This is a genomic window from Dielma fastidiosa, assembly GCF_000313565.1.
Taxonomy (GTDB): Bacteria; Bacillota_I; Bacilli_A; order Erysipelotrichales; family Erysipelotrichaceae; genus Dielma; species Dielma fastidiosa.
In genome coordinates this window covers 194,907-209,005 of sequence record NZ_HE578926.1, presented here as the reverse complement: position 1 = coordinate 209,005, position 14,099 = coordinate 194,907, and the positions used below count along the sequence as shown (strand labels likewise).

Here is a 14,099-nt window from a genome sequence, read left to right as displayed (position 1 = left end):
ATGTCGCAAGTTCGAGGTGAAAACTATGATTAAACGAGATTCTTACCTGAATCGCATTGTCCATAATATGTGGAATGACGAAGTAAAAGTCATTACCGGTATACGTCGGTGTGGGAAATCTGTGCTGCTCTTTGAGTTGTTCTATGAATATCTCATCTCTCAGGGCGTTACGGAGGATCACATCATTAAGATTGAGTTGGATCAGCGCCGGTTCTATAAATTCAGAAACCCCATTACGCTTTGTGAACATGCGGAGTCTCTTGTTGCGGAGCAAAAGGACGAGAAATTCTATCTGTTCATTGATGAGGTTCAGCTTACCATGAAGGTAATAGACGAAGCTAACGGCGGCATTGAAGTATCCATTTACGATATGCTGAATGAACTCAAAGCCTACAAAAATCTGGATGTCTATGTAACGGGCAGCAATTCTAAGGGCTTGTCCAAGGATATTGCTACGGAGTTTCGTGGTCGTGCAACGCAAATCCATGTGTATCCTCTATCATTCGCAGAGTTTTACTCCCATGTGGGCGGCGATGAGCGGAAGGCACTGGATGCGTATATGCTTTATGGCGGTATGCCCCGTGTAACAGCCTTAAAGGATGAAAAGGACAAAAAGGATTACTTAACTGGCCTGTATAAGGAACTGTATATGAAAGACATCGTGGAGCGCAACGGCATCGAGCGTGAGGATATTCTTGGTGACATTTTGGATTTTCTTGCTTCGCAGATCAGCTCTCTGACCAATCCAACCAATATTGCCAACGCACTGGCGAGCATGAAGAACGAGAAGGTCAATCCTACGTTGATTTCAAACTACATTCAGCATATCATAGACTCGTTCCTTATCTCAATGGCGAAGCGTTACGATGTCAAGGGTAAAACCTATTTCAAGTACCCCAACAAATACTACTATACAGATATCGGGCTTCGTAATGCTCGACTCAACTATCGTCAATACGACCCCGGTCACATTATGGAAAACATCATTTATAACGAGCTCCTGCAGCGGGGATATTCCGTGGATGTGGGCGTCGTTACCGACCGCACCAGCGGTGCAAATCTGCAAAAGGAAATTGACTTCGTTGTAAATGATGCGGATAAGAAAATCTATATCCAATCCGCATTCCAAATGGATACAACAAAAAAGGAGTCTTCAGAATTAGCATCACTGCTGCTGACAAAGGACTTTTTCAAGAAGATCATCGTCCGCATGGATATTCCCCACAACTTCTACGATGACAACGGCATTTTCCATTGCAATCTGATTGACTTTTTGCTTGACCGTGTTGAACTGTTTTGACCAACGCATCTTGTTATAGGCAATTCGATTATTCAGCATTTTTTATTTGCTGTTATTAAACCAAAACCGGACTCCCCATAAAAGGTAGCCCGGTTTCGCTTCTAGTCCGCAGCTGGGGCTGTATGTATTGAGTTAACTTCGCCCCATACTTTTATCCAGTATATGATTACCCCCGATAGACAAAGTGTTATGAGCGCTGCTGAAGCGGGCCAGTCCTCTAATTTGAAATCAAGGTGTGTATCGACAGAAACATTAGGGATATGGGATGCGGCTTTTAAGATTTCGTTTTTCATGTTATAGACTCCTTTTGCAAATTCTATCTTAATTTTTGGTGCTTTCGTGATATTATAATAGCAGATTATAATATCCGCGAAAACTTGATAAATTAGTTAAAATGTCCGCGTGTGAGGGAACTATGCCAAAAGGAATAATTTATAAAATCCCGGTCGATAAAACAGTATTTATGTCTATTGTGAAGGAGTGTGGCTCCAGCATTATTAAGCTGGGTGAATGCGAAAAAATAGACTGTACTGAAAGAACCATCCGTCGATCATTAAACGAAGGTAAAATGACCCCTTGTTTCTTGGATCAAATTGCTAAGCACTTGGATGTTGATTCTCGTCTGCTATCAGGTGAACTTCATGGAAAAGCGGCGTTGTATAATGACGATTTCCTTAGAATGATGTATTTGGCTCAGTTGAAAGCCGAAAGATATCCTTATTATCGTAAAAGGAAAGTGGATCTGAGCCAACAGTCTATAGAAAAGCTATTGGAACAGATTCTTTCTGTATTTGATATCTCCTTCTCACAATTTGAAGACATGGATTTTGAAAGTCAATATCTTCTGCAGCACGATTTGTTTGATGCACTGGTACCTGTAATCAGAAAACATTTTTTTGTGGATGCTTACGGTCAGAAAGATCTGCCTCACCTTGAAAAAATAATATGTGACTTAGAAAATTTTCGTGATGATTATTATCAGCGCCTGCACGCTGAGGAAGTGCTGCGCATAAAATTCTTGGAGCATCCCCCTTGTGGAAAAACGAAAGCAGATGTTCTTAGAATGAGCGCCGAGGATCTAATTGCACTTGATATGGATAATGATTACAGTAAATAGAGGATAAGCTTGATTTTGATGATGATATCGTTGAAGATGATGATCATGATGACGATGAAGAGGAAGAGCTTGATGATTAACAAGCTGTGAATAATTAAAAGAAGGTGCTGTGTGCGCCTTTTCTTATGGTTATATGTTATTTTTAAAATAAATGTCAGCAAATGCGCAAGATAAGTGAAAGGCAGGCTTGTGAAATTTGTTAAGATAAAGGCAGGAGGGATTGCATGAAAAATAATTATGAAATCATTGACACGGTGCTGACATTGATTGAAGAACAGCTTTATGATGAATCATTGAATCTTGAATCATTAGCTGCCAGTATTGGTTATTCAAAATATCATCTTCATCGCATGTTCAGTGCTGTTACCCATTATTCGCTGCATGAATATATTCAACGCCGCAGACTGAATGAAGCTGGCAGACAGCTTATCGAATCAAATAAAACAATAATTGAAATAAGCCAGGAAGCTGGTTATGATACACAGCGAACGTTTACCCGTGCCTTTAAGGCAGTATTCAAAAACAGTCCGGCAGCTTTTAGAAAACAAAGAGAATTTATGCCGGTACAGCTGAAACTGAATGTATATGAATTATCAAATCAGAGGGAGAGGGTTATGGATATCCGTATTATTGAACATGATGAAATGAAATTGGTTGGTTTTACTGGCAATACAAAACATGGTTTCAATGCTATCGGACGCTGTTGGCACAAACTTCATAAGTACAAGCATAAGATTATTAACCGCGCTGAACCAGACTTTCTGATAGGTGTTAATGATTATTCAGCATTTGAAAAACAGGAACAGCATCCGATTTTCAAAGTAATGGCTGCTGCTGAGACGACATCCTTTATTGCAGTGCCAAAAGGCATGAATCATCTTATTCTGCCAGCCAGCAAATATGTTGTATTTACTTTTCACGGCAGGAATGAGGACAGTATGCAGCCAGTTGCTGAATATATTTACGGGCAATGGTTTCCTAATTCAACCTTAATCTTTAATGAAAACTGTTGTTATGATTTTGTGAAATACAATGAGCAATCGGATGACAGAGGGGAAAGTGATATTGAATACTGGGTGCCGATTCTTTAATATAATTACCTTAAGGAAATACTTTCATCATCAAGCATAAAAAAACCTTGTCACATTAATAAACACTACATTGGCAAGGTTCTTTTATATGTGCTGCATTGATTAATCATCATCGTTTTCGTCTTCTATATCATCATCTTCTGTCTCAGTTTCTTTATTGTCTTTCTCCTTTTCTTTATCTGAATTTCCCCTATTTTCATACTCTTCATCTTTCTCATCAAGCTCATTCTCTTCATCATCCATATCATATTCATCATCATCTTCTTGATCTTCTATGGCATCTTCTAAATCATCAAGCTGATCCTCCTGATGATCCAAAGCGTCTTCTTTTTGTTCAAGAGCTTCTTTTTGCTGTTGGTATTCGGTTTTGCTGATTAACCCTTGTTTATATTGTTCTTTAAGCTGGTCTTCTTCAATTTCCAGCGCTTCTGCCTGCTGCTCCAATAATTTTTTCTGCTCATAAAGCTTTTGATAATTGCTGTCAGTCTGTGCATAACTGTTTTCCCATTGATCTTTTTCAGCGCTTAAATCATGCTGCTGCTGTTCTAGCGGCTGTTTTCTGTCAATGTATGTTTGCCAATCAATCTGACCGGATTCATATAATGCCATTAACTCATCATTTTTATTAAGCAGATCAGCGGTTTTATTATCTAAGGTTGTTTTCTGTAAATAAAAATCTTTAAGCTGCTGATCTCTTGCGGTATCTTGACTGAATTTTATTTGATTCAGATCAAGCGGCTGGTCAAGCTTGTACTCCTGCTTCAATTCAACCTGTTTTTTCAACAATTCCGCTTGATCTTTTCTTAAAGCAGTCATCCTTTGCTGGTACTCAGACTCTGAGATAAGTCCCAAATCAAATTGCACATCAAGCTCCTCCATCGCCTGCTGATTTTTTTGCAGTGGGTATTCTACCTCACTGGCTGAAATGGTCAGATAACGCTCATAATCAAGGAATTGACTGCCACTCTGTGAGGCGGTATAAATCATAAAGATGCCAATCAACGCAAATGATACGAGAACCTTTGACAAGAGCGGAAATCGGCGTGAATTTTTAGCTTGCCGTTTTTGTATTTGCGTCAGCAATTCAGTTTTTGCCTGTTTGGAAACATGCAGGTGATCAAATTCATTTAATTGTTTATTCTTCATCAAAGCTCACCTCATTTCTCAGCATTTCTCTTCCGCGTTTTAACCGTGTTCTGACAGCAGCATCGCTGGTATTTAATAATTCCGCGATTTTTAAGGTTGGATATCCTTCATAATAATATAAATAAATGACATCACGGTACTTGGCGGGTAATTTTAATACATAAGCCATCAAACCGTGGTCACTGTCTGCCTGGGGCGGTGAAGAAAGCTGTTCATCCAGCTCCACATGTGCGTGGAAAAGCGAAAAACGCAGGGCATTCCTGCATTTATTGGCAGCCACCTTTAACAGCCATGCTTTACAGTGTTCCTCATCATTAAAGGTCTTGCCGCAATCATATAGCTTTAAAAATGTTTCCTGATAGATATCTTCCGCATCACTGCGGTTTTTCATATACATGTAGCAAAGTCTGAAGACATAATCACCATAGTCCTCGATGATTTTCTCAATCCAGCCGCTGTCCCTGATTGCGAACATAATTTCATCCCTCTCTATTAATAAAACAATGAAGCTGTATGAAATGTGACAATAAATTTAAATAAAAAAAGCTGGCAGCCAGCTTTTAATTTGAGTTTTCAGCGTTTGCGGATATAGTTCAGCTGATATTTAGGAGAATTCATATACTGTTCCGTAAAATCCATTACATCACCATTTTCAAGAAAGGTTGTATTATTGACTTTAATGATCGGTGTATCACGGTCGATATTAAACATCGCCTGAATCCTTTCATTTGGCAGCATTGGAATCGTATTATGGAAGCTGAAATCTATCTTAAGCCCTTTGATTTTTTCAATATAATCAAATTTACTCTTTTCAAGATACTGAATGCTTAAATCCGGAAATTTTTTAATTGCCATATGGGTGATTTCAAACATGAGGATATCATCATTGCCATAACGGCTGCGTTCAATGTAATAAACCATATCCTTTTCCTCAATACCTAAAATACTGGCAATCTGCGCATCCGCTTCTTTCAGTGAAAAGGTATTTACAATGGTCTTACAAGTCATGCCTAAAGATTTCATATCCTCAGTGAAACTGCGCTGTGAGGTTGTTTTCTGTGAGGCGATGCTGTGTTTGACAAAGGTGCCTAAGCCCGCGGTTCTGCTCAGCATGCCTTTCGCAACCAGATTATCCATTGCCTTGCGGACGGTGACTCTTGATACATTATATTTTTTAGCTAATTCAAGCTCCGTAGGGATCAGATCATCTTTTTTATAATAACCGGTATTGATTCTTTCAATCAAGTCATTTTCAATTGTTTTATATAATGGAATTTTAGAATTGCTCATCATTCTGCCCTCTTTCTTCTTAAATGTATTATAAGTGAAAAACAATGGTTTATCAACGAAATGTATTGATTTATTTTTAAATGAAGAGATATTTAATAGTGATTTAATGAAATGTATCATTGTTTTGCTTGATTTCTAATACATATGATAAGTGATTCACAATGATTGGCTATGATAGTCATTTAAGATTGAAATATATTGATATACAGGTGCATGATTCACTTTGATTCTTTCATCGGATTCGACAATTAAATTGAGTCTTGTTTCATATACTGTCAGTATGGAGGATATGGAATGGCAAAGAATTATTTTGAAGGTTGGTATTATAAGCATCAGTTTAAGGATGATACATTGATCTGTATTCCCGGTATTCATGATGAAGAAGGTGTGCGGCGCGGGTTTATTCAGCTTGTATTCAGGGATCAGAATCGTTATTTGGAGTTTACTGAGGATGAAATCGGTACCGTGAGTGATACTTGTGTTGAATTGGGTAAAAATATATTTACCTGTTATGGAATTCATCTTGATAATGAGTGGATTTTGGCAGATTTGTCATATGGTGAGTTTAAACCGCTGCGTTATGATATTATGGGGCCTTTTGTATGGCTGCCTAGAATGGAGTGCAGTCATGGTGTTTTAAGTCTTTATCATAATGTGTATGGCCGTATATGCTGGGATAATGAAGAGATTAAGGTAGATGGTATCGGTTATATTGAAAAGGATAAGGGAACTTCCTTTCCCAGTGAGTATTGCTGGTTTCAGTCTAACGCTTTTAATTCAGAAGCCTGTGTGCTGTTTGCGATGGCCCGCATTCCTTATCTCGGTTTCAAATTCTGGGGACATTTCGCGGTTGTTTATGATGGGGTAAAGGAATATCGTTTCGCAACCTATCTGGGAGCAGAGCTTCTGCAGTGTGATAAGACGCATCTGCGGCTGAAGCAGGGCAGCTATTATCTGCGCATCAAGGTACATTTCCGTGAAGGCGTGCCGCTGAAGGCACCGGACGCGGGCAGTATGAAACGGATTATACATGAGGCGGTCATGTGTGAGGGAGAAATTTGGCTGTATAAAAAAAGCGAGCTGATTTTTCATGAGTGTACACCAGCAGCCAGCTATGAAGTATGTATGAATGATTAAGATCAGCCTGCGGCTGATTTTTTCTTGAAGATAATCAATTGTTCGTAATGTCTGTGAAAATGATATAATATTTAAAAAGGAAGTGAGGGTATGGGGAAAGCGTTAGAAATATCCCGGTCAATTCGTGAAGGTAAATGGCTGTCCATTGAGTATGACAGTAAATCTGAACAGCGGATCACTTATTTCTGGGCCCGCGTCATTGATGTGTTTGTAAAGCCGAACGTTCGTTTAAAGGTTCAGATGTTTAATTCGGAATTATCAATGACTGTGATGGATAATGTCCTGCTTTATTATGATGCGATTCTTGATGCCCGGGTAATTGAGGGGACTACTTGCGAGATACAAAGCACCCTGATAAAGAAGATAACCTCCGATTATCAGGCCTATGCCTTTCTTGAATATCTTGGTGTTAATGAGCGGGTATTAGCTTATTATCTGGAATGCAGTAAGCATGATAAGGAAGCCAGCATCCGTCAGTTTAAGCTTGTGGAGGGACTTGATGATGATGTTCTGCAGGGGAATGAGTATCGTCTGAATGATAAAAATTTAAAGGAAATGATTCAGTCATTAAAGCTTCAAATTAAAGAGGATAAGAATGAAACAAATCAGCATTTGGTGAAATTGGCAGTAAATCTGCTGGCGATTCAAACCTCAAGAGGACTTTTTCCTATCGCTTATCGGGATTTGTTATTTAATGTGGAAAAACGCACGCTGCTGGCGGCTCCCTATATCAGTTATAATCTGAAGCTGAATGATGAACAGGATAATCCGTGCTTTAATTTAAGCCGATATTATGATGGGGATGTCCGCCAGTTTATGACTCAATATGAAACAAATCGTGAGGCGCTGATTGAAAATCTTCAGACCAATCTTAAAAAGGGTGAGAGGCTGAATGAGATGCCGTATGTATTTCGTTTTGAAAAGACATTTGCAATCAATCTGAAGGATGAATACAGCAAGATCAGCGCGGCTTATCAGGATAATAGGTTAAGTGAACCAGCCCGGGTGTTCTTTGGGATGAGTGCGAATAAACGCCGGTATCGTGCCAATCCAATCATGGCGGTGGATTCTAAAGTGAATATGGATCAGTACCGGACAATATACAATGCGATGAATCAGACGATTACCTATGTGCAGGGGCCGCCGGGTACCGGTAAGACTTCAACCATTGTGAATGTGGTTCTTTCAAGTTTATTGAATCGTCAAAAGGTATTGATTGTTTCAAATAATAATGAAGCCATTAATAATATTTACCGTAAGTTAAGCAGCTTTATGCGGCAGGGAGAATTGATTCAAATTCCGATGCTGCGGCTTGGTGCCAATGCCTATATTGAAAAAGCGCTGCAGGCGGCTCATGAGCTGTTATTCAGCTATTTTGACAAACCGTTTGATAAGGCTATGAAGCAGCGTCTAACGCAGGCTGAACAAGCTGTGATTGAACATTTCGCAGTCATCCGCGATCAGCTGAGGGCTTATGAGGAAGCGATTCAAAACCGTGAACAGCGGGAGTCGCTGCAGGAGGTTTTAACCAAACTGAACAATAACGCTGAGGCTGATGAAGTATCCAAGGCAATGATGAGCGCCGGCATTAAGGCACAGATGGCCAACATACCAGCAGCAAATGTCAGCTCGCATTTAGCACCCTTGCAGGTTGATTCAGCTATTGTTTATGAATATTTATATCTGCGCTCACTTGAATGCATAAATCATCTCTACAAGAAGGGAAATCAAGCGCTTTTCGCAATCCTGAAAAGGGAGGAGAAAGAGGTGCGGATGCTTGAATTTAAAAAATATATCAGCAGCAAGGATGGCTTGAAAAGCTTGCTGGATTGTTTTCCAATCATTATATCAACGAATATGTCAGCATTAAAGCTTGGCAGCTGTGAACCGCAATTTGATTTAATGATTATGGATGAAGCAAGTCAGTGCAGCAATCCATATGCCCTGCTGCCGATGGTAAGAAGCAAGCGCGCCTTATTTGTCGGTGATCAGAATCAGCTGCAGCCGGTCATTGTCATGGATGGCGTCAAAAACAGTCTGCTGCTGGATGCCTATGATATACCGCCTCAATATGATTATAAAAGCAATTCAATCTTAAGTACGATGCTGAAGGTTGATCCGCTGTCTACCTTTATCCTGCTGCGTGACCATTACCGTTCTCATGATAAAATCATTGATTTCTCTAATAAGAAATATTACGGCAGTGAGCTGCATCTATGCTCCCATCGCAGCAATCCTGAACCATTAAAGCTGATTGATATCGATTCATCACTGACCAATGAGAAAAATACGAGTGTTCAGGAGGCAGAGGCGATTATCAATGAAATCAGAAAGGGTGAAAGTCAGGATGTCGCGGTGATTACACCTTTCAGAAAACAAGCCGATTTACTGGAACGGCAATTAAATGAGGCGGGTCTTGATTTTGTCAAGGTAGGCACGATTCATACGTTCCAAGGTGACGAAAAACAGAAAATCATTGTCAGCAGTGCCGTGACAAAAAATACCAAGCCATCCACCTTTAACTGGCTGAAAAATAATCAGGAACTGATCAATGTTGCGGTTACCCGGGCCAGAGAAAACCTGGTGCTGGTGACAGACATGCGTCAGCTGCATGAACTCAGTCAGCATGAGACTAACGATTTTATTGAGTTGGCGGATTACATAGCAAAAGATGGCAAATTAGAAGTCAGCTATAAAGAAAATGAAATCTTTAATTCAAAGGTTAAGAATTTCAAATATTATAATACAGCTTGCGAAGAAGAATTTTTGGGTACTTTAATGCATCTGAAAACAGTATTCGGTCAGCTTCAGGTAGCGGTTAAGGTAAAGGTCAGCGATGTGCTTGATCTGGACAGTGTATCTAAAAAATTATTTATCTATGGCAATCAGGCACATTTCGATTTTGTTGTGTATGATATGATGAAAAAACCATTATTAGCCATTGAAGTTATGGGACTTGAGCATTTCAGTGAGCTCAAGGTAAGGGAAAGAGATGAGCGGAAGCAGGAAATCTGCCGGCAATGTAATTTAAAGCTCATTTCAATCCATAATGATTATGTAAGACGTTATCAATATATTAAGAATATTATTTTAAATACGCTGAAAAGCAGCTAGCATGATATACTTGTAACAGGAGCTGATAGTATGAAATTAGAAAAAGAGGCGGGACTGGCAGCTTTGAAAAAAGCGGGGTTGATTTTTACTGCGCGATATTTGAATCGCATCATGGAATTTTATATGACGGGGGCCAAAACTTATCCGGAAGAGATTTTAATGATTGCCAATTTGTTTGATGAAATTCATGATGTCAATATCACGGTGACAGAAAAACGGTTCGCGGCAGTGAAGGCAATGCTTAAAGGGGATTTTGTTGTGGAGGCATTGACGCTGATATTGAATAATCAAAGAGTTAAAATGATGGATCGTGAAGCTTATGAAATAGCGGCTGATACTTATGAGCGAATTAAAAATGGAATGATTCCGCTGCTGATTTATGATGATGAGTTTATCATCAAACCGCATGATTCTAAAACAGAGGTCTATTCCATGGGTGATATCAATATTAATATCACCGCGCTTATGGCGGATATTGAAAAGAATCCAAAGGCTTATCCAATCAGTGAAATACAGGCAGACTGGGTTTTCTGGCATGCCTGTAAGCCAGATAAAATCGATGTGGCTTATGCGATGAATGAAACGGATCTGCATCAGCCCTTACTCTTTATTGAGAAGAAAATTGGTCAGTATGTCTGCGCGGATGGTTTTCATCGCTTATATCGGGCTTATCAGGAAGAAGTGAAAATGGTGCCGATCCATCGTTTAAGTGTTACTCAATATTTGCCTTATCTGCTGGATAAGCGTTCTTACCGGCGCTTTATCAGCTATTGGAATGAATCCTTATTTAATGTGTTATAGCCATTGAGAGTTTAAAAGCTCTCTTTTTCATATTATTTTATGTTTTTATCACGAAGCAGTTCTTGGATATAGGGGATGCATTGCACTTTATCGTGTATTTCATCGGATTCTATGCTATAATAGCCAAATACAGAAACGAGGAACACAATGAATTTTAATGAATTAAATATCAGCAAGCCGCTTTTAAAGGCTTTGACTGATTGTGGATATAAGACACCGACACCAATCCAGGAGCAGGCAATTCCACATTTGCTTAAGGGTGCGGATCTGCTTGGCTGCGCGCAGACGGGAACGGGTAAAACCTGTGCCTTCGCGGTGCCGATTCTGCAGCGGATTTCGGATAAAAAGGGAATTAAAGCGCTGATTTTGACACCGACAAGGGAGTTAGCGGCGCAGATTTATGATAATTGTATTACTTATGCGAAATATACGAAGCAGCGCTCAGTCGTTATCTTTGGCGGCGTTAAACAGCGCGGTCAGGAAAATGAATTAAAAAAGGGCTGTGATGTTTTAATTGCGACACCAGGACGTCTAAATGATCTGGTATCACAGGGAATTATCACTTTAGATACGATTGAAATATTTGTTTTAGATGAAGCGGATCGAATGCTGGATATGGGCTTTATTCATGATGTGAAAAAAATCATGCGTCAATTGCCGGCCAAGCGTCAGACAATGTTATTTTCAGCAACTATGCCGCCCGCGATCAAAAAGCTGGCGGATCAGCTGTTGAAAAATCCTAAATATGTCAGTGTAGCACCGGTATCTTCTACCACAGAATTGGTAAAGCAGTCAGTGATGTTTGTCAGTAAAAATGATAAGAAAAAAGCCTTGATTTATTTGCTGCGCAAACCAGAACTGCGCTCGGTGCTCGTATTTACAAGAACGAAGCATCTTGCGAACCGGGTTGTGCGTGATCTTGAAGGCAATGGCATTAAAGCGATGGCGATACATGGCAATAAGTCACAGAACCAGCGAACTGAGGCACTCAGTAAATTTAAAAGCAATGAGATTCGTGTTTTAGTGGCTACCGATATTGCCGCCCGCGGTTTGGATATCGATGAATTAAGTCATGTCATTAATTATGATTTACCGAATATATCAGAAACATATGTTCACCGCATTGGCCGTACCGGCCGAGCAGGCATGAGCGGCACCGCTATTTCCTTCTGTGATGAAGAGGAGCGCGCTTACCTTAAGGATATTGAAAAGCTGATCGGTAAGAAAATTGAAGTTGTTGATGATGATCATTATCAGCAGATGGAAATTAAAAAGGCTGTGAAGGTTAAGCCGCAAAGCAGCAAGCCAAAGGCTGCTGTCAATAAGCCGCTTAACGCTAAACCAAAGCGTGTAAAACAGCGGGCCAGCGATAAGGTGGAACAAATTCTCAGACAGGCAGAAACAAAATCAAGAACACGTTATTAGAACGTGTTCTTTTGGGTTGAATTGAGGGTGCGTGAGTGGTAAAATTAGAACAATGAGCCGGAGGGAAATGTTATGCAGGATGAATTAAAATACAGAATTAAGAATGAAATACAGGAATTTAGGGAAACGGTGAATAAATTTTTTAATAAAGAGTTAAGTGTTAAAGATTTTAAGGGGATGTCTGGCGGTTTTGGCTGCTATGCTCAGCGCGGCGGGAACGCGATGATGCTGCGGTTAAGAATGACCGCCGGTGTTCTCAGTAAGGATAAAATGCATTTTACTGCCAGAAGGATGGCTGAATATGGTATTAAAAGAGCGCATTTCACAACTTGTTCAACGATTCAGCTGCATGATTTAAGCGCTGATGAAGCTTTGATTATCATGGATCAGGCACTGGATCATGATATCGTATGCCGAGGCGGCGGCGGAGATTATCCGAGAAATGTAATTGCCTCACCATTAAGCGGTGTTGAAAAGGGCGAGGCTTTTGATATTATGCCGTATGCGATGGCTGCCGGTGAATATATGATCACTTTAGTAAGCGATATTAAACTGCCGCGCAAGCTTAAGGTCGCTTTTGCCAATTCATCTAAAGACAGCGTTCATGCTTCTTTCCGTGATTTAGGCTTTATGGCTAATTCGGATCATACATTTGATGTTTATTGCTGCGGCGGTTTAGGCAATAATCCGAAGCTGGGTGTGAAAGTGGCAGAGCATATTGATCCTTTGGATGTTTTGATCTATATTAATGCGATGATTGAACTGTTTAAAGAACATGGCAATTATGAAAACCGCGCTAAGGCAAGAACTCGTTATATGCAGGAATCATTAGGTCTTGAAAAGCTGCAGAGTGAGTTTGACCGTTATGTGGATTTAGCGCGTCAAAAACCTGAACTGAAACTATCAGTTAAGGAATCAACAATCAACAAGTCACCTTGCGGAGTATTGTCTGATCCTAGAGCCATCGAACAGAAGCAGCCGGGTTTATATGCAGTCTATTACCATCCGATCGGCGGCAATATCGATATTGATCGTTTCATTAAACTGGATCAGCTGATTGCTGATATGCCGTCAGTGGAATGTCGAATTACTGCTAATGAGGGAATGTATATCATTAATCTGACTGCGGATGAAGCTAAAAAAGTATTGGCACTGACAGATGACAGCGCGCAAAATGAGTTTGAAACAAGTATTGCATGCATCGGCGCTTCAATCTGTCAGGTGGGTCTGCGTGATTCTCAGGAAATGCTGCATGAATTGATTATGGCTATGCGGGAGTTGAATTTTAAGGATCATGTTTTGCCTAAAATTCATATTTCCGGCTGCCCAAGCTCATGCGGAACTCATCAAATCGGCAGCATCGGTTTCCAAGGCAGTGTAAAGGTCATCGATAAGCAGCCGCATCAGGCATTTGTGATGGTTGTTAACGGCAGGGAAAATTTAGAAGAACGCCGGCTTGGACAAAGTATCGGGACCATTTTAAAAAGAGATATGATTCCTTTCTTTACTGAATTAGGCACAACGATTCAAAATGCTGGCAGTACCTTTGCTGATTGGACAGCCGCTCATCCTGATGAATTCATAATGCTTTGCGAAAAGTATACGGCTTAAGCAGCAGTTTATAAAAAAACCGATAATGTTTAAATTGATACTACGATCAGTTTAAAATATCGGTTTT

Annotated in this window: 11 protein-coding genes; 8 read left to right on the top strand and 3 right to left on the bottom strand. The window is 40.0% G+C overall.

Translation table 11 applies throughout. The annotated features are described in order from the left end of the window. Window positions 1-25 precede the first annotated feature (25 nt). The 3 genes from DAHG_RS08880 (at window position 26) to DAHG_RS08865 (ending at window position 3,508) form a co-directional block, all read left to right on the top strand. Complete coding sequence (locus tag DAHG_RS08880; protein WP_022937993.1) at window positions 26-1,300, top strand: ATP-binding protein; 1,275 nt, start codon at window positions 26-28, stop codon at window positions 1,298-1,300. A gap of 415 nt (window positions 1,301-1,715) precedes the next feature. Beyond that, window positions 1,716-2,417 (top strand): hypothetical protein, encoded by a 702-nt coding sequence (locus tag DAHG_RS08870; RefSeq protein WP_022937991.1) that lies wholly within the window; start codon window positions 1,716-1,718, stop codon window positions 2,415-2,417. Between the two features lie 224 nt (window positions 2,418-2,641). Continuing rightward, window positions 2,642-3,508 carry an AraC family transcriptional regulator gene (locus DAHG_RS08865; protein WP_022937990.1) on the top strand — a complete coding sequence of 289 codons (867 nt, stop codon included), beginning with the start codon at window positions 2,642-2,644 and terminating at the stop codon, window positions 3,506-3,508. 102 nt (window positions 3,509-3,610) lie between these two features. On the opposite strand, the gene DAHG_RS08860 is transcribed toward DAHG_RS08865, so the two are convergent. The 3 genes from DAHG_RS08860 to DAHG_RS08850 form a co-directional block, all read right to left on the bottom strand. Continuing rightward, complete coding sequence (locus DAHG_RS08860; RefSeq protein ID WP_022937989.1) at window positions 3,611-4,654, bottom strand: SHOCT domain-containing protein; 1,044 nt, start codon at window positions 4,652-4,654, stop codon at window positions 3,611-3,613. Next, a complete protein-coding gene (locus tag DAHG_RS08855; RefSeq protein ID WP_022937988.1) occupies window positions 4,644-5,129 on the bottom strand; it encodes an RNA polymerase sigma factor in 486 nt (161 codons plus the stop codon). The genes DAHG_RS08860 and DAHG_RS08855 overlap by 11 nt, the downstream gene beginning before the upstream one ends. Window positions 5,130-5,227: 98 nt before the next feature. Further along, entirely contained in the window at window positions 5,228-5,947 is a 720-nt protein-coding gene (locus tag DAHG_RS08850; RefSeq protein ID WP_162151488.1) for a GntR family transcriptional regulator, read from the bottom strand. Window positions 5,948-6,238: 291 nt separating this feature from the next. On the opposite strand from DAHG_RS08850, the gene DAHG_RS08845 reads away from it, so the two are divergent. From DAHG_RS08845 to DAHG_RS08825, 5 genes are all read left to right on the top strand, one after another. Then, the gene (locus DAHG_RS08845; RefSeq protein WP_022937986.1) at window positions 6,239-7,081 is read left to right on the top strand and encodes a hypothetical protein; all 843 of its coding nucleotides are present in this window, start codon (window positions 6,239-6,241) and stop codon (window positions 7,079-7,081) included. Window positions 7,082-7,171: 90 nt separating this feature from the next. After that, entirely contained in the window at window positions 7,172-10,195 is a 3,024-nt protein-coding gene (locus DAHG_RS08840) for an AAA domain-containing protein (protein ID WP_022937985.1), read from the top strand. Window positions 10,196-10,225: 30 nt separating this feature from the next. Then, window positions 10,226-10,996, top strand: coding sequence for a hypothetical protein (locus DAHG_RS08835; RefSeq protein ID WP_022937984.1), 771 nt, complete (start codon window positions 10,226-10,228; stop codon window positions 10,994-10,996). Between the two features lie 147 nt (window positions 10,997-11,143). Then, entirely contained in the window at window positions 11,144-12,421 is a 1,278-nt protein-coding gene (locus DAHG_RS19215) for a DEAD/DEAH box helicase (protein ID WP_022937983.1), read from the top strand. Window positions 12,422-12,493: 72 nt separating this feature from the next. Beyond that, complete coding sequence (locus DAHG_RS08825; RefSeq protein ID WP_022937982.1) at window positions 12,494-14,032, top strand: nitrite/sulfite reductase; 1,539 nt, start codon at window positions 12,494-12,496, stop codon at window positions 14,030-14,032. Window positions 14,033-14,099: the final 67 nt, after the last annotated feature.